The organism is Paenibacillus sp. CAA11, from assembly GCF_003060825.1.
In the GTDB taxonomy this organism is placed as follows: Bacteria; Bacillota; Bacilli; order Paenibacillales; family Paenibacillaceae; genus Fontibacillus.
The window spans coordinates 835,732-850,379 of the sequence record NZ_CP028922.1 but is presented as its reverse complement, the minus strand read 5'-3'; the positions used below and the strand labels follow the sequence as shown (position 1 = coordinate 850,379).

The window sequence follows — 14,648 nt, the reverse complement described above, 5'->3', positions numbered from 1 at the left end:
AGTCATATGAATAAAGTAGCTCAATCAAAGAGGTCACTGATATTTCTTCTACCGATAAAAACTTAAATATAAGGACTTTCGGGGGACAAACAGGAAGGAATAATAGGAAATATTGGAAAACCTTTGCAAACTTTGAGGAATTAGCCGCACCTGAGGTTTTAGAAGGGGCGAAAGCCATATTTTACGGGTAATCTTCCCGAAGGGTGAAGAATCAGCAATGTTGGAGGTAAAACCAAACTTTATATGTCCTTTTACTGGTAAACGGTTTGGCTCAATGAAGGCACTAGTAAAGGAGGCTGTGCCGCTATTAGTGGAATCCGAATAGAGAAAACTTAAAAGGTAAAACTGTAAAAGCAATGCCTCTCATCTTACGCCATTTACTTTGAATATGAACTCCCCCTCGTCGTACGCCATTTACTTTGAATATGAACTCCCCCTCGTCGTACTACGTTCTTCTCAGTTCTTTTATCTATTCTTTATATAAGTTCTTAGGGAAGCAAAATGTTCAGGTAGTACCTATGGAAAACGAATATAAGATGGAAAAATAATTCCTCAATAATTCAGTTGAAAGGAAAATAAATACCGTGTACAGGGAATTATATTTCCATGTGAAAGGAATTTATTTTCCTAAATCAACATTTAATGTCCTGACGCTTTACGTTTAATCAACGCAAGGAAATCATCATGAGATATACCCATGTTTTCCTGTTTGGCTTCTCGTGCTTGCTGTGTTCGTAACTCGGCTTGACTCTTACCCTTGCTGTCCTTACATGACAGCTCATACGGGATATGCTTGCTTCCAGTCTCTAGGAAGCGTTGAACATTATATAGAGCATCGCAGTCAGCCATAAGAAATGCCTTTGGGTCAAATGTAGGGGGCGGATAATTCACAAAGAACGCTTCAATGTGCTTTTTCATCATCGTTTTACGCTCTTCCTTCAAGTGGTCTCGGTAATGACGTTCTAATTCCTTAATGCAATCTACAACTGTCTTACCCTCCCGAGTCTTTCTGTTGTGGCTTCTTCCTGTAGCTTTTTGGTATTCTTGGAGAAAGTGACTCGTAAACTCTGGATAAGACCATTGTTCCACGTCATCAGGTAAGAAAGTCTCTGACGGTACAGGATTAATCTTCTTGTTTTTTTGCTTCGACTTACTGACTCCAACAGAAACATTCCTGTTTACTTGAAGTGATTCCTTTAGATAATCATGGTATTCCGCTAGAATGGCTTCACGTTCGTTCTCAGCGGCGTTCTTAAGTCTACCTACATAATCGAATTCTACACCTTGTATTGTAGTCGAGAAGGCTTCTAGCAGCGCATCTGCTCCTTGTCCTGACTGTAATTCTGCGAGGTATATCAATTCATTCTCAATTCGACTCAGAAGCACATAAGGATTGTTCTCAGGGCGGTCATTCATGGTACATATGAACTCCCCTCCATTCCCTCCTTGAAAGGAATATGATTCGATAAACCCATGTTCCTTCAACCGTTTAGCATAATTTTTTAATGTTCTGTCAACGCTATTGCCGAATACTCTCTTTAACAGAAGTCTAGACATTGCGACAGTTGTCAGCTTTTTACCTTGTTTTTTAGCGGTATTTACTCGATTTGCTATAAGCCCAAGTAACTTCAACGAGTCGCCTGTTAGACGGCTACAACACGCAACTTCATTCGGAAGAGAATAAAATCCGGTATGATAAAGAATGAATCTATCCGCCATTACTTCCGCCCCCTTCTGTTCATGTACTCTGCAACGGCTGAACGGCTTATAATGTACGAACAGGTCTTACCCTCACCAATCTTCACAGCGTCAAGTTGACGGGCTTGTATAGCTCTCAGAATCGTTCTAGGGCTAACTCCTACGGCTCGGGCGGCTTCTTTACGATTCATTACCTCTCTCATTTCTGTTCCCCCTCGATGATGGTATAAGTTAGTAACAGTGGAAGCTAAAAAATATCTCTCTCACTTTTAGTTGTCGTTCCATGTATGCGTTAAGTTGCGAAAGGACTTGCTTATATTGAATGTACACGTTCCTTTCTAATTGCCCCTGCTTGGTCAGCAGGGGCTTTTCTGTATCCTTTTGGACGGCTACTCACCTATCAGGAAAAATCCTGTCAACGTCAAAGTTCATTTCCCGAAGAAATGTCTTTAGACGCGTTCTCTCTACATAGTAGGGGTACTTACCATAGCCCCGTATATTGCCTGAGATGCGTTCTACCTCTAACTGTCCTTGTCTAATCCAAGCGTAGACAGCATCATCACTGACGGTACGGCGGCTATGAAGTGAAAGTCGCTGAGCGATTGTAGCAACAGTGTAATACTTCTCCATAATTAACGACTCCCTTCTTTAATGGACTGCTCAACAAACGCCCTTAAATCTGCATCTCTAATCCTCCAAAGCGCCCCTGCTAACTTCATTCCTTTAATTCGTCCTTCGCCTAGCCATTTGTAGCAGGTATTCATGTCAATGTTCAGAAGTTTTGCTACTTCATCGGCACTGTACAAGCGCCCTAGAAAAGATTTCATATCTTCCATAATTATTGACCTCCCTTTGTGTTATTTAGGATGAAGTTCCTTAACGATTCTTGGTGAATGCGGATGCTACCGCCCACCTTACAGCTTGGCAGAGTACCGTTTGAACACATCGCATAGACCGTAGTGTAAGAAAGCTGAAGGATTTCCATTACCTCTTTAATGGTGTACAAGCGTTCCATGAAGACCGCTCCTCTCGGTAGTGAATTTGTAGCAGTCACAATATAAGTAAGCAGTTTGCAAGATTAACAAATGAGCGTAAAAATCGTGAAAAATCTTAACTTATTTGATAAGAATGGGTCATTTGTTTTCAGGAAAGGAGGGAGAGAACGAAGCTAACCATTTTTCAGTAAAAACCGAACATTAACGTACAATATATTTCAGATAAATAGCGATAATAGCGAGATACTATCTGAACGAAATGAAATGCAAGAGCGGAAACTAAAAAAAAGAAAAGGGGTACTTTTTCAACCTCATCGCAACTAGTCAAGGACATAGAACGACAACTAAAAGTGAGGGGGTTGAAAATATGAAAGTGGAACGCACATTTAACGGAAGCAACAATCTAGAGGAAATTCTGCTTTCGATTCTCAAGGCTCACATTGACAAGCTAAATAAGCCTGATTACGATGAAAATAGAGCAAACACCATTCCTTCAAAGGACACTGAAGGGATGGCGAGTTAAATGAGTTTGAAAGTAGCGATTTATGCACGAGTGAGTACCACTAGGGACGCTCAGAAAGATAGCATTGATAATCAAATTGCCTATGCTATGGATTTGATTACACGTAACGGGTGGACTGTGGCAGGTACTTACATCGACAATGGTATAAGTGGGCTGAAGGTCAAAAATCGTGCACAAATGCAACGATTACTTGCCGATGCGAAAAAGAAGAAGTTTGATGCGGTTATAGCTAAATCCGTATCTCGACTTGGGCGGAATTTAGTAGAAAACTTGCAGACGGCAGACATTATCGTTAGTTCCGGTGCTCGTTTAATTCTTCCTGAGGATAATTACGATTCTGTTACGAGCCAAAGTAAATTTAACTTCAACATTCGGGCCTTATTAGCGGAAGAGGATAGTGCTACATTCTCACGTAGAATCAAGCTAGGAAGACAAGGAAGTGCTAAACGGGGAAAGTATCAGGCTTCATTGCCTGCATATGGTTACAGACGAGATGAGAATGGAAACTTAGTCCCTGATGAAGTGACCGCTCCAACCGTGCAGAGCATTTTTCACTGGTATCTACATGACGGGTGGGGAATGCAAAAAATCAGTAACTTCTTGACTGAGCACGGCTACCCTACACCAAGAACAGTATCTAATGCAGGTAATCAAGGTACGGTTTGGCAACAATCAAGCATTAAGTGTATTTTGACCAACGTCACCTACACCGGAACACTATGCCAACATCGCGAAGAAGTAAGAAGCCACATGTCTAAAGAACGGGTCAAAGTTCCCGAAGATAAACAGATTATCTTCGAGAACGCCCACCCTGCCCTGATTTCAAAGGAAGATTTCAAAGCCGTACAAGACCTTATGAAATCAAAAGGAAATAGCCACAGTAACGGTCAGGAAAGCCTTTTTGCACACCTTATGTTATGTCCTGATTGTGGTCATGGTATGACCTACCGTAAGGATAGGCTAAAGAAGCAGAATGGGGCTTACGTTTGTTGTGGCTATGTGAAGCGAGGAAAGGCGTTCTGTTCTTCCCACGTTATCGGGTATGGTACCTTACTCACAGCTGTGAAGGATGACCTGAAGGAACTGATTGGCAGTAACGTTAGATTGGACAGGCTATTCGATGCTGTAAAAGGGAATGTTGGTCTAAAACAATCCGCACTAATCAAAGAGTTGAACAAGCTGAATAAGCAACAAGAACAGCTAGAGAAGAATGTTCAAGGGTTAATAACCCTCTTCTCTAATCAGGCTCTTACCCTTGAGCAGTTTAATGCCCAAAATCAACGCAATCAGGCAGAACAACATACCCTTGCTAAACGGAAAGCGGAATTGGAATCCGTTATCGAAACACAAAAAGACACGGAAGAGCAATTCCGTGCCTTTCAGAAGAAAATTGCGTTGTTTGCACAGCTTGACATTGATGATGAGCAAGTTCTAAAACAATTGCTCCATCAAGTAATTGAAAAGATAGAAGTCCATCAAGATGGCTCTATCAAGATTCACTACAGCATCGCTCACCCTCAGGATCAGGATATGAGCGAACTATTGCAAGGGGCTTAATCGGAAGCCCCTTTTAATTTAAGTAACACTGTACACTCCACATGACTTGAGTGTCGGTCACTGTAATTTAAGCCGTAAGAAGAGCGGTGGCGGTAAACTTGTAATGAATGTTTACCGAGCCATCCGCTTTAACTTGAATCCTATCAACAAACCGATGTAGCATTTCAGGAGTTAGTTCGTCCAACATCATAAACTGCTTGAGTTCCTTCTTAAATCGAACGATACTTTCCCCTGTACTATTATTACATTGTAGAGACTGGAAGCCTTTTAACTGGTCTTGTAGGCTATGCTGTTCTGCATTGCCACTCTCCGTAGCTTCCTTATATTCGGTCTCAGTAATCGTACCGCTTGCCAACAGTCTGATTAAGCCTGTCTTTTGCTCCTTTAGCTTTTCAATACGGCTTAGTAAAGACTGAATTTGCTTGTCTACTTGCTTTCTTTCTTGTACGGTCTTTGCCTCCAGCCGCCCCATAACTTCATTCTCATTAAGTGTCTCAGCACTTTTACGAATGTCAGCAAGGATAACCCCTATGAGTTCCTTTTCCTTCACGCTATGCTGACTGCAAACGTGTTTTCCATGCTTATAATAGTTGCCGCATACATAGCCCTTTCGATAATGGACATACCATAGAGCCTTGCCACAATCGGTACAGAAGAGATAGTTAGTAAAAAGGTGCTTCTTAGCCTTGGGCTTTACTTTTTGCCGCTTTCGCCCCTCCATGTACTGCTGTACAGCTTGAAAATCTTCCCTAGAGATAATAGCATGGTGAGCGTCTTCAATAATAATTTGCTTATCCCTTGGTACTTCTTCACGTACTTTTGATGTAACGCTTATTGTTGTCTGCCGCCCTTGAACTAAGTCGCCAACATAATGAGGGTTATTTAGAATTTTCTTAATAGAAGTACCCTGCCAGTATAGTCCGGCGTTTTTCTTGTTGATGACTTGGGCAGGTGTTAGACACCCTTCACGGGTCAATGTACGTGCAATAGCGTCAAATCCTTTGCCTTCTAGGTACATTCGGAATATCCGTTTTACATTGTTGGGCGTGTCGTCCTCAGCAAGAACAAGTTTTCCGCTATTAAGTCTGTAGCCATATGGTGGTATAGAGCCTTTGAACTCACCCTTCTTCGCCTTACTGCTAAGGGCGGCTTTAATTCTAGTTGATGTACGCTGTGATTCCTGTTCATATATCCAGGCATATAACCCAAACATTTCGCCTTTTCTCTCAAGCGTGTTGATTGCATTGTCAAGTGTGACAATGCCAATACCGTTATCCGCAGCCATATCCCTAATTTGATACGATAGCCCTCCGTTACGAGCAAGGCGTGAAAGTTCTTTTGCAACAATAACATCAAACTTTCGAGCCTTAGCATCCTGTATCAAGCGTTGCAGGTTTTCCCTTTTACCAGTTGTCCCACTCTCAACATCTACATAGAAGTCAAATACATCCCAACCTTGTTTTTCTAGATACTCGTAAAATAAACTTCTTTGATTTTGTAATGACATTTTTTGCTCTTCTTTATCTGTCGAAACACGTATATATACTGCACATCTCATAGTTATGCAACCCTTTCACTATGAGATGTATTGGCGTTACCATCATTATACTGTAAGTCATTCTGTTGTTCCATAATTCTGTCAATCTGAGCATCAATCAAAGGCATAAACAGACTTTTAAATGACTCGTGCCCGATAAAAGTTCTTTCAACATTCATTATCATCATCTCCCTACTATCAGTGGTCGCTCCATGTAGAAGAAAAGATGCGAACCACAAAAGGGAGGCTATAAAAAGGGTTTTGGTAAACTTTGCCGAATAGGTCTGCGTGCCCAAACACACATCAGGAGGGAGTCAAAAGAAGTGCAACGTACCACTAAAACTACAATGAATCAACCCAACAGGTCAACGCCCACCCAAGCTAACAGGACTACTGTCAGTAAAGCAGGGGGAGCGGGTATCCCTACGAGTGCATCAGGTAATGGTAGCACTGTTGCCTGTCGGAAATGCAAATCAACACAAATAGTAGCCAATAAAAGGGGCTATAGCTTCTCAAAAATGTTTAAGACTTTAGGGTGGATGGCGTTGCTTCCGCTATTAGTAGTAATTATCGGTGTTATTGTAACTCAATTTATATTGATGAATATGTTGTCTGGTGGTAGTGGATTAGGGGTAAGTGAAGGTCTTATAGCTTTCATTGGCATTGTTTGTTGGATTTCGATTAGCCTATCCTTGCCTGTGAGTATACTAGTTGGGTTTATCGGTAGAAGTGAACTCGTTAATGGATGTATGAATTGCGGGTTTAAGTGGACACCTGCGAAGAGGAAGTAAAACAATGAGGTAGGTAGGGGTGGGGCAAAATTTGATATCCCCATCTTACTTAACAGTTGTTGAACGACTTTAATTACATATGTTAGCATACAGTGAGGGTCAGAAGCCTGAAGGCTTCCTTCCTTCACGGGGGGGTTAAAAGTCGCTTCCTGCGTCAACAGGGGCGGCGGAACATATCTTGTACCATCCCATGTAAAGTCTATCTTGGTAAAATCAGAAATTAGGTGAGGTTGGTAAAAGTACAGTAAAGCTGTCTATTCCTAATCCGCCAATTTCACTTATTGTCAACGAATTTCACCTGTCGTGCTGTACTACTTGTTCTCAGTTCTTTATGTTCTTTATAGTAAGTTCTTAGGGAAGCAATATACCTAGGTTTTACCTAGGGAAAATGGGCGTGAGAGGGAAAGATATTTCCATGTATTCTGATTGGAGGGAAAACAAATTCCATGTACAGGGAAATATTTTTCCTTGTGTAAGGAATTTATTTTCCTTCCCTTCATATCACAATAACTTAATTCTTCTTAAAAAGTCATCTGGCGACAGCCCTTTGTTTTCCTGCTTGGCTTCTTTTGTTTGCAGTGCTTTCAATTCTGGCTGACTTTTTTTATCATTGAATGAACGTACTTCTCCATAGGGGACATGTCTTTTTCCTGTTTCAAGGAAGTCTTCAACATTGTAGAGTGCTTCGGAGTTAGCCATTAGAAATGCAGTTGGGGTGATTTTATCAGTCGGCGGATAGTTCACAAAGAACGCTTCAATGTGCCTTTTCATTAACGGCTTACGCTTTGCCTTCTCATGGTCTCGATAATGGTGCTGTAAGTCCTTAATGCAATCCTCAACATTTTTACCAGTCTTTTGGCTTTTTCTAATGCTGTGATTCTTTCCAGTAATCTTCCTGTACTCTTGGAGGAAGCAATTCATGAAGTCAGCTAATGACCATGAATCAACATCATCAGGTAAGGCGGTCACTGTCGTTGAAGACTTGACTTTATCGTTCTTAGGTTTAGCTTGTCTAGTCCCTACGCAAGCCTTCCCATCAACTTGGAGTGCTTCACTAAGGTAACTACGGTACGCTGTTAGAATAATCTCTCGTTGGCTCTCAGCGGCGTTCTTTAGCCTAACGGCATAATCTTGTTCTACAGCTTGTACTGCGGCTGTAAAGGCTTCTAGCAAGTCATCCGCTCCATGTCCTGCCTGTAACTCAGCGTTGGCAATCACTTCATTTTCAATACGGCTCAGAAGTACGTAAGGATTGTTCTCAGGGCGGTCATTGATGGTGAATACGAACTCCCCACCGTCCCCACCTTGCACTAGATAGGATTCGATGAACCCAAGTTCCTTTAAGCGTTTGGCGTAGTTCTTTACTGTCTTGTCAACGCTGTTTCCGAATATCCTCTTTAGAAAGAGTCTTGGCATGACAACAATTTTCAGTTCTTTGCCCTGTGATTCAGCAGTATTAACCCGATTCATAATAAGTCCAAGCAACTTTAATGAATCCCCTGTTAGGCGGCTACAACATGCTACTTCATTCGGAAGGGAATAGAATCCGTTATGGTACAGAATGAATCTGCCCGTCATTGCTTCCGCCCCCTTTTCTGAATGTATTCTGCAACGGCTGAGCGGCTTATCATGTAAGAGCATGTCTTACCCTCACCAAGCTTAACAGCGCCTAGCTGATGGGCTTGTATGGCTCTCAAAATCGTTCTAGGGCTAACCCCTGCGACTTTTGCGGCTTCTTTGCGATTCAATATTTCTTTCATGTCCTGTTCCCCCTTGTAGTGGTATAAGCTAGTGACAGTGAAGGCTAAAAAAATAACCCTCTTACTTTAAATTGTCGCTCCAAATGAGTGTTTAGTTGCGAAAGAACATGCCTATAATGAAAGTATACGTTCCTCTGATTGCCCCTGCCTTGGTCAGCAGGGGCTTTTCTCTTTTGTGTTTCCTATGGGGCGATTACCTCAACGTGAATAGCTACCAAAGGCGGCTTTTGGGTCTATCCCATTATTGGCTAGGTAGCCCGCAAGCTCAGGTAAATTACTTACTCCACAAATTTTATCAACCACCTCGTTATAGCTCAGACCATTTAGTTGACACCAATTGCGAATATAGTTATCAAACTGAATTGCATAATCACTGGCTTTCATAAGTTTTCATTCTCCTTATCTTGTGGGAAATAGCGTTTCGGTATTAAAGCCCTTCTTCTGTAAAAAGCTCTTCAATTCGTCCTCTCGAATCCACACAGGTTTGAAAGACACCCCGCGAACCCCGCTAGGAATTACTACATAGCGTAAGGCTTCATTTTGACACCAGTTCCAGATGCGTTGCATCGTGTAAACTCTCGTAGGAGTTGCATTAGTTAGTAAATTTGAAATCTCGTTCAATGTTTACATTCTCATGACTAGCACCGTCCTGTTACATAGTTGTGTAGACTTTGAGCATTGACAACGTATGCCCCACCCTCAAACCCTGCTTTCAGTTTCCCTACCTGTATTAGCTTGTGTACCATAGCTTCAGTCTTCAATCCTAGCTTGGTCATTGCCTCACCAATGGTAAAGCTTCCTGCAAGCCCTACAAAGGGCTTAGGGACTTCCTGAAGGGCTATAGCGTTACGATGGGCGTATCTCTCAAGGCTGTGGAGACTAATTCGTGTCTTGCCGTCTTCAGGCTTGCTTTGCTCCAAGTAACCATGCTGGCTCAGTCGTAAAACTTCCTGTTCATTTAGGTTCAGCATTGTGGCGGCTTCGGTGAGTGAGACCGCCTTATGGTTGATTATCATTGACATTACCTCCTGTGGTGTCCTCAAGTATGAACTTCCTGAGTGCCGCCTGTGGGATTCTAATAGAGCCGCCGATTTTAACGGCATTGATAGTGCCGTTGTTTATCAGCCGATATACGGTGTTGTAGGATAGACCTAGCACGACTTTCGCTTCTTTGATGGAGAACATTTTTTCCATCATCTTCACCTTCCTTTCTTGATTGACCTCATTATAAGTAAAGGTTGGTAAAGACTAACGACAAGTGTGTACGGATAGTAAAGAGTTAGGTTGAACACATGAGTCGTCAGCATAAAACACTGACAAAGGCAAGCTAAGGTAATTGAGGTCTATCACGATGGTAACTGGGGATAATTAGGTTTTTCAGTAAGGGGAAGTTTGCAGAAAAGGGGTGCTTTATAAAGCATTTTTTTTATTTGATAGGGAAATAGGTATACTAGCCATCTTCATGTTAATACTAGAAACAACGCTCCCTATTCTCGCCCCCGCCGATATATGGTAGGGGCTTTTTTGTGCGCACATGCCGTTCTTTCTAATAGAAGGTAGAACTTCGCAAGTCGTGTTACCACTATAACTAATAGTTAGAGAACTCTTTTCGTCATCTTCTAATGTACTTAATGCCTTTGACGGGTTAGTTAGTTCAAGTATGTCGCAAACATCTTAAGCCACAAACCAAGGTTCTCCATCTTTCATTACTGTTCTTATTTCATTACCGCCGATACGGTAGGGGCTTCTTTGTGCGTACAGAAGGATATTTGGAAAAATTTCAGGCGGGTATGACAAGCCTTAACATCGGCTCATATGCAATGACTATTTCATCAGGTACTGGGTAGGTGGTACAAAAAGGACGGTTATCTAAGTCGACCAGAGTTAATTGGTATAAAAAAGAAATGGGGCATTCAGCCCCACTTCATAATGATTATCAAACTATTCATATATTCACCAATTCCTCTTCCTTTTTCTTCTTTTCCTCCATTTCCTCTTTAGTTTTTTGTTGAATCAAATCATCAAATAAATCATCATATTCTTTTTCATTGTTTATCCTACGAAATCCACCTTCTAAAGATTTTTCTTCCTCACGATTTATTATATGTTTAAATAAATTTTCCACTAACTTTTTAGCTTTAGCTAAATCACCCGTATCAGAGGTGTCATGTAATATTTGATAGATAGTTTGAGTTTTTTTATCATTTTCAACGTCTCCAATATTAATGGCATTTTCAAAGTTTGATATTGAACAAAACACTCTAATGTCATCGCTATTTTTTAATGTTACAATTTTTTTACAATTTGTTAGCTGAGCTTTTAATGTAGAAGAGGAATACCTAATATGATTATCTACGTCATGTAGAACATCATAACTAGAGCTAAACTGATTTAAAACTTTCATCAGGGTTGCAATTGTCGCCTTACCCCTAGCACGGATTATATGTATATTTTTATTGCTTTGTTTAGCAAGGTGTTTAAAAGCAATATACTCAGTATCTCCTTCGACAATCACTACTTTATCCGCAAAGAAGAATTCATTTACATAAGAATCAACATAGTTTAAAATCTTCATATTTTGAATATCATCATCATCAAATTGCTCACTAACGGACTTGTATAATTGAATTGCTTCTTTTTCGCCAACCCGAAAAACTTGGATAGAGGTATGTCTCTCAGATAAATCTATTAGTATTGGAGAATGTGTCGAAATCATTAATGGCATTTTTTGTCCAATTTTATAAAGAGAACGACTTAACGCTCGAACTGCCTCTGGGTGCAAGAAAGCTTCTGGTTCATCTATGAGCAACAACTTATTATCGTTTTCATCTAAAAGCTTTTTTTCAATCATATTTTGAATAAGATATATTAAACTCATTCGTTGTAATCCAGTACCCTGATTTGCTAGAGGCATTTTAGTTTGTTTATTACTGTCAATATGAACATTTGAATTTGTGGACTTTAATATATCCGTAGATGAAAAACCTTCGCTTTCACCACCTACAACATTCAAAGATAAATGCTCATTAGAAAATAGAATTCGCAAGTTATCGGAAACATCGTTACTTACTTGTTCAAGTATTTTGTCCGTATTTAATTTAATCCTTCTTAGAAACTCAGGATAAGACTTTTTGATTTGAGAATATTCCTGTGCTAATGTAAACATTTCTTTCTCTTTTTCGGGGTCTCCATTAAAATATTCAAGTTTTTGTAAATCGTTTTTAATTATTTCAGAATAAATATTCTGAATTAAGTCATTAATGTCATCAGGTAACATAGATGGTGTGATGTAAAATGGTTTATTGTTTAAAATTTCTTCCAACTTATCCTTTGATTCGTGTGTGCCTTTAATTTCAGTACCATTTTCATCATAAAAACTAGGTGCAGACTCTTCTTTATATTTTTTTACAATAGTAACTTTATCTCCACCAGATTCAAAAACCGCTTTTAGGACAATACTCTTCCCCCGCTCAGAAAAGCAGTCGTTAGGAATAGTCTTCGCTTTACTCTCTTTTTGAAAAAAACAGTTGATAGCTTCTAATATAGTTGATTTACCTGTATTATTTCTTCCAGTTAAAATAGCAATTGAATCTTTTGAAAACTCAATTGTAAACTCTTCCTTAAAGACTTTATAGTTAGTGACACTAAAATTCGTCAACCTCATTGGTTCTTCCCTCCTATTTATTATAGTTAAATTCTACCATACGTCTCCTACTTTTAATATGATATAAAATAAAAAGAACCCACTTAGACGCATCGCCTGAGTGGATTATAATTAACATCATTTATTACTCATTTTTTCAAAAAAGAATTGTTACCTTCTTTACAATAAACACAGCATTGAGACTGACTTCCTTATATAAAAAACGAGGAGTTCTCCGCTCCTCGTTACTATTTCCGCCGCCAATACATCTCCGATTTAATTGTCCTTCCGCACCAACAGTGAGCAACACTCTACATGCACCGTATGCGGGAACATATCCACCGGCTGCACCTCCACCGTCTTGTACCCGCCGTCCTCCAACACGCGCAGATCGCGTGCCAGCGTGCTCGGGTTGCAGCTCACATACACCACCCGCTCCGGCTTCATTTCGAGGATCGTCTCCAGCAGGCGCGGGTCGCAGCCCTTGCGCGGCGGATCGACAACGATCACATCCGCCTCGATGCCCTGCTCCTTCCAGCGCGGGATAACGTCCTCGGAAGCGCCGACCTCGAACTGAACGTTCTTCATCCCGTTCAGCTCGGCATTGCTCCGCGCATCCTCGATCGCTTCCTTGACGATCTCGACGCCGTACACCTGGTCGGCATGCTGCGCCAAGAACAGCGAGATCGTCCCGATGCCGCAGTAGGCATCGATGACGGTCTCTTTCCCGGTAAGCCCGGCGTACTCGACCGTCTTGCCATAAAGTACCTCGGTCTGCACCGGGTTGACCTGGTAGAACGAGCGGGCCGAGATGGCGAACTGCACATCGCCAATATAATCATAGATGACATCGCGTCCCCACAGGACGCGGGTCTCATCGCCGAAGATGACGTTCGTCTGCTTCGTGTTCACGTTCTGGCAGATGCTGGCCACATGCGGGATCTGCTCACGAATGAGCCCGATCCAGGCATCTGCATGCGGGATGTCTCGTCCGTTCGTGACCAGGACGAGCATCATCTCGCCGGTGCGGAACGCCTTCTTCACCACAACGTGGCGAAGCAGACCGCGCCCGGTCTCTTCGTTGTAGGCGTGGATCCCTAAGCTCCGCCCAATTTCCTTCACGCGCGCAACGACCTCGTCGTTGTGCTCATGCTGGATCAGACAGGTCTCCATGTCGATGATCCGGTGACTGCCGCGCGCGTAGAATCCGCCGATCAGTCCGCCTTCGGCGACGCCGATCGGCACCTGTGCCTTGTTGCGGTAGCGCCAAGGCTCAGCCATGCCAAGCGTGTCCCGCACCACGATGCCGCCCTCCATAGGGGCAGCATCCCCATCTCGCGCATCTCCAGCAGTTGCCGCCGCATCTGCACGTCCAGCAGCTGCACCTGAAGCACCCCCACCAGCTGCGCCAGCACCCGGCGCAGCCACCCGCAGCTTCCCGATCCGCTCCAGCGCGTCTACGACGTGCTGCCGCTTCCAGGCCAGCTGCCCGGCATAGCTCAGGTGCTGCAGCTGACAGCCGCCGCACTGATCATAGATCGGGCACGGCGCGGCCACGCGGTCCGGGCTCGCCTCCAGCACGTCCAGCAGCTTGGCATAGCCATACTGCTTCTTCGTCTTGAGCACGCGCACCCGCGTGCGCTCGCCCGGCAATGCGCCCGCTACAAACAGGGTATAGCCATCTGCGCGGCCTACCCCTTCTCCATCGTGATTCATCCCGATGATCTCAAGCTCCAGCTCGTCGTTCTTCGCGACGGGTGCATTCATTTCTGCGGCAGCTGCTCTCTGCCCGCGCCCCGCGGCCTGTCCGCGGCCACGGCCTGCTGCTCCTCTTCCGCCTGCCGGCCTGCCGCTGCGTTGCTTATTCATGAAATAAGTTCACTTCTTTCCTGTATAGAATCTATAGTTAAAGGGCTTCTGGGCTCATTTCCTGCATAGCCAAGCCAACCGCTCCACGCCCCGATATTTCTGCTTCAAATAGGCTTGTGCTGTCCTACAGCCTACAGTTATTCCCTCATTTTAACGTATTCATGGCTATAAACAAAGAAATAACTGCAAGGGAACACAGCTCTCCCAGCCCAAGGAGACCAAGATTATGATCTCTCCAGCCGCAGCACTGCTCCTCTGCAGTTATTACTCAGCTT

General features: G+C 42.8%; 15 protein-coding genes. 2 read left to right on the top strand and 13 right to left on the bottom strand.

The features are described 5' to 3' along the window. Positions 1-639: 639 nt before the first annotated feature. The 4 genes from DCC85_RS03775 to DCC85_RS23610 all read right to left on the bottom strand — a co-directional run bounded on the left by DCC85_RS03775 (position 640) and on the right by DCC85_RS23610 (position 2,713). Complete coding sequence (locus DCC85_RS03775; protein ID WP_108464370.1) at positions 640-1,719, bottom strand: hypothetical protein; 1,080 nt, start codon at positions 1,717-1,719, stop codon at positions 640-642. Next, entirely contained in the window at positions 1,719-1,901 is a 183-nt protein-coding gene (locus DCC85_RS03770) for a helix-turn-helix domain-containing protein (protein ID WP_108464369.1), read from the bottom strand. The genes DCC85_RS03775 and DCC85_RS03770 overlap by 1 nt, the downstream gene beginning before the upstream one ends. 429 nt (positions 1,902-2,330) lie before the next feature. Further along, on the bottom strand, positions 2,331-2,534 hold the full coding sequence (locus DCC85_RS03760; RefSeq protein ID WP_108464367.1) for a helix-turn-helix domain-containing protein: 204 nt from the start codon (positions 2,532-2,534) through the stop codon (positions 2,331-2,333). Between the two features lie 2 nt (positions 2,535-2,536). Beyond that, complete coding sequence (locus DCC85_RS23610; protein WP_108464366.1) at positions 2,537-2,713, bottom strand: helix-turn-helix domain-containing protein; 177 nt, start codon at positions 2,711-2,713, stop codon at positions 2,537-2,539. A gap of 347 nt (positions 2,714-3,060) precedes the next feature. Here DCC85_RS23610 and DCC85_RS22865 point away from each other — a divergent pair, with 347 nt between their 5' ends. Both DCC85_RS22865 and DCC85_RS03750 read left to right on the top strand, forming a co-directional pair. Continuing rightward, positions 3,061-3,216 carry a hypothetical protein gene (locus DCC85_RS22865; protein WP_159081768.1) on the top strand — a complete coding sequence of 52 codons (156 nt, stop codon included), beginning with the start codon at positions 3,061-3,063 and terminating at the stop codon, positions 3,214-3,216. Then, positions 3,217-4,773 carry a recombinase family protein gene (locus DCC85_RS03750; RefSeq protein WP_234414331.1) on the top strand — a complete coding sequence of 519 codons (1,557 nt, stop codon included), beginning with the start codon at positions 3,217-3,219 and terminating at the stop codon, positions 4,771-4,773. Between the two features lie 67 nt (positions 4,774-4,840). Here DCC85_RS03750 and DCC85_RS03745 read toward each other — a convergent pair whose 3' ends face one another. The 9 genes from DCC85_RS03745 to rlmD all read right to left on the bottom strand — a co-directional run bounded on the left by DCC85_RS03745 (position 4,841) and on the right by rlmD (position 14,271). Beyond that, positions 4,841-6,331: a recombinase family protein gene (locus DCC85_RS03745; RefSeq protein ID WP_108464365.1), complete on the bottom strand. Its 1,491-nt coding sequence runs from the start codon at positions 6,329-6,331 to the stop codon at positions 4,841-4,843. Between the two features lie 2 nt (positions 6,332-6,333). Next, positions 6,334-6,489: a hypothetical protein gene (locus DCC85_RS22860; protein ID WP_159081767.1), complete on the bottom strand. Its 156-nt coding sequence runs from the start codon at positions 6,487-6,489 to the stop codon at positions 6,334-6,336. Between the two features lie 1,113 nt (positions 6,490-7,602). Further along, positions 7,603-8,679 carry a hypothetical protein gene (locus DCC85_RS03735; protein WP_108464364.1) on the bottom strand — a complete coding sequence of 359 codons (1,077 nt, stop codon included), beginning with the start codon at positions 8,677-8,679 and terminating at the stop codon, positions 7,603-7,605. Next, positions 8,676-8,861: a helix-turn-helix domain-containing protein gene (locus DCC85_RS03730; protein WP_108464363.1), complete on the bottom strand. Its 186-nt coding sequence runs from the start codon at positions 8,859-8,861 to the stop codon at positions 8,676-8,678. The genes DCC85_RS03735 and DCC85_RS03730 overlap by 4 nt, the downstream gene beginning before the upstream one ends. Positions 8,862-9,059: 198 nt before the next feature. Beyond that, the gene (locus DCC85_RS03725) at positions 9,060-9,245 is read right to left on the bottom strand and encodes a hypothetical protein (protein ID WP_108464362.1); all 186 of its coding nucleotides are present in this window, start codon (positions 9,243-9,245) and stop codon (positions 9,060-9,062) included. Positions 9,246-9,499: 254 nt separating this feature from the next. Beyond that, positions 9,500-9,877 (bottom strand): hypothetical protein, encoded by a 378-nt coding sequence (locus DCC85_RS03720; protein ID WP_108464361.1) that lies wholly within the window; start codon positions 9,875-9,877, stop codon positions 9,500-9,502. Next, a complete protein-coding gene (locus DCC85_RS03715; RefSeq protein WP_108464360.1) occupies positions 9,861-10,058 on the bottom strand; it encodes a helix-turn-helix domain-containing protein in 198 nt (65 codons plus the stop codon). Before DCC85_RS03715 ends, DCC85_RS03720 begins: the two co-directional genes overlap by 17 nt. Before the next feature lie 748 nt (positions 10,059-10,806). Then, a complete protein-coding gene (locus DCC85_RS03710; RefSeq protein WP_108464359.1) occupies positions 10,807-12,525 on the bottom strand; it encodes an ATP-dependent nuclease in 1,719 nt (572 codons plus the stop codon). Positions 12,526-12,780: 255 nt separating this feature from the next. Further along, positions 12,781-14,271: a 23S rRNA (uracil(1939)-C(5))-methyltransferase RlmD gene (gene rlmD, locus DCC85_RS03705; RefSeq protein ID WP_442789518.1), complete on the bottom strand. Its 1,491-nt coding sequence runs from the start codon at positions 14,269-14,271 to the stop codon at positions 12,781-12,783. Positions 14,272-14,648 lie beyond the last annotated feature (377 nt).

Bases quoted from the DNA above. Each gene is read 5' to 3' on its own strand.
- DCC85_RS03775 (WP_108464370.1), bottom strand. From the start codon at position 1,719: ATGGCGGATAGATTCATTCTTTATCATACCGGATTTTATTCTCTTCCG.
- DCC85_RS03770 (WP_108464369.1), bottom strand. From the start codon at position 1,901: ATGAGAGAGGTAATGAATCGTAAAGAAGCCGCCCGAGCCGTAGGAGTT.
- DCC85_RS03760 (WP_108464367.1), bottom strand. From the start codon at position 2,534: ATGGAAGATATGAAATCTTTTCTAGGGCGCTTGTACAGTGCCGATGAA.
- DCC85_RS23610 (WP_108464366.1), bottom strand. From the start codon at position 2,713: ATGGAACGCTTGTACACCATTAAAGAGGTAATGGAAATCCTTCAGCTT.
- DCC85_RS22865 (WP_159081768.1), top strand. From the start codon at position 3,061: ATGAAAGTGGAACGCACATTTAACGGAAGCAACAATCTAGAGGAAATT.
- DCC85_RS03750 (WP_234414331.1), top strand. From the start codon at position 3,217: ATGAGTTTGAAAGTAGCGATTTATGCACGAGTGAGTACCACTAGGGAC.
- DCC85_RS03745 (WP_108464365.1), bottom strand. From the start codon at position 6,331: ATGAGATGTGCAGTATATATACGTGTTTCGACAGATAAAGAAGAGCAA.
- DCC85_RS22860 (WP_159081767.1), bottom strand. From the start codon at position 6,489: ATGAATGTTGAAAGAACTTTTATCGGGCACGAGTCATTTAAAAGTCTG.
- DCC85_RS03735 (WP_108464364.1), bottom strand. From the start codon at position 8,679: ATGACGGGCAGATTCATTCTGTACCATAACGGATTCTATTCCCTTCCG.
- DCC85_RS03730 (WP_108464363.1), bottom strand. From the start codon at position 8,861: ATGAAAGAAATATTGAATCGCAAAGAAGCCGCAAAAGTCGCAGGGGTT.
- DCC85_RS03725 (WP_108464362.1), bottom strand. From the start codon at position 9,245: ATGAAAGCCAGTGATTATGCAATTCAGTTTGATAACTATATTCGCAAT.
- DCC85_RS03720 (WP_108464361.1), bottom strand. From the start codon at position 9,877: ATGATAATCAACCATAAGGCGGTCTCACTCACCGAAGCCGCCACAATG.
- DCC85_RS03715 (WP_108464360.1), bottom strand. From the start codon at position 10,058: ATGATGGAAAAAATGTTCTCCATCAAAGAAGCGAAAGTCGTGCTAGGT.
- DCC85_RS03710 (WP_108464359.1), bottom strand. From the start codon at position 12,525: ATGAGGTTGACGAATTTTAGTGTCACTAACTATAAAGTCTTTAAGGAA.
- rlmD (WP_442789518.1), bottom strand. From the start codon at position 14,271: ATGAATGCACCCGTCGCGAAGAACGACGAGCTGGAGCTTGAGATCATC.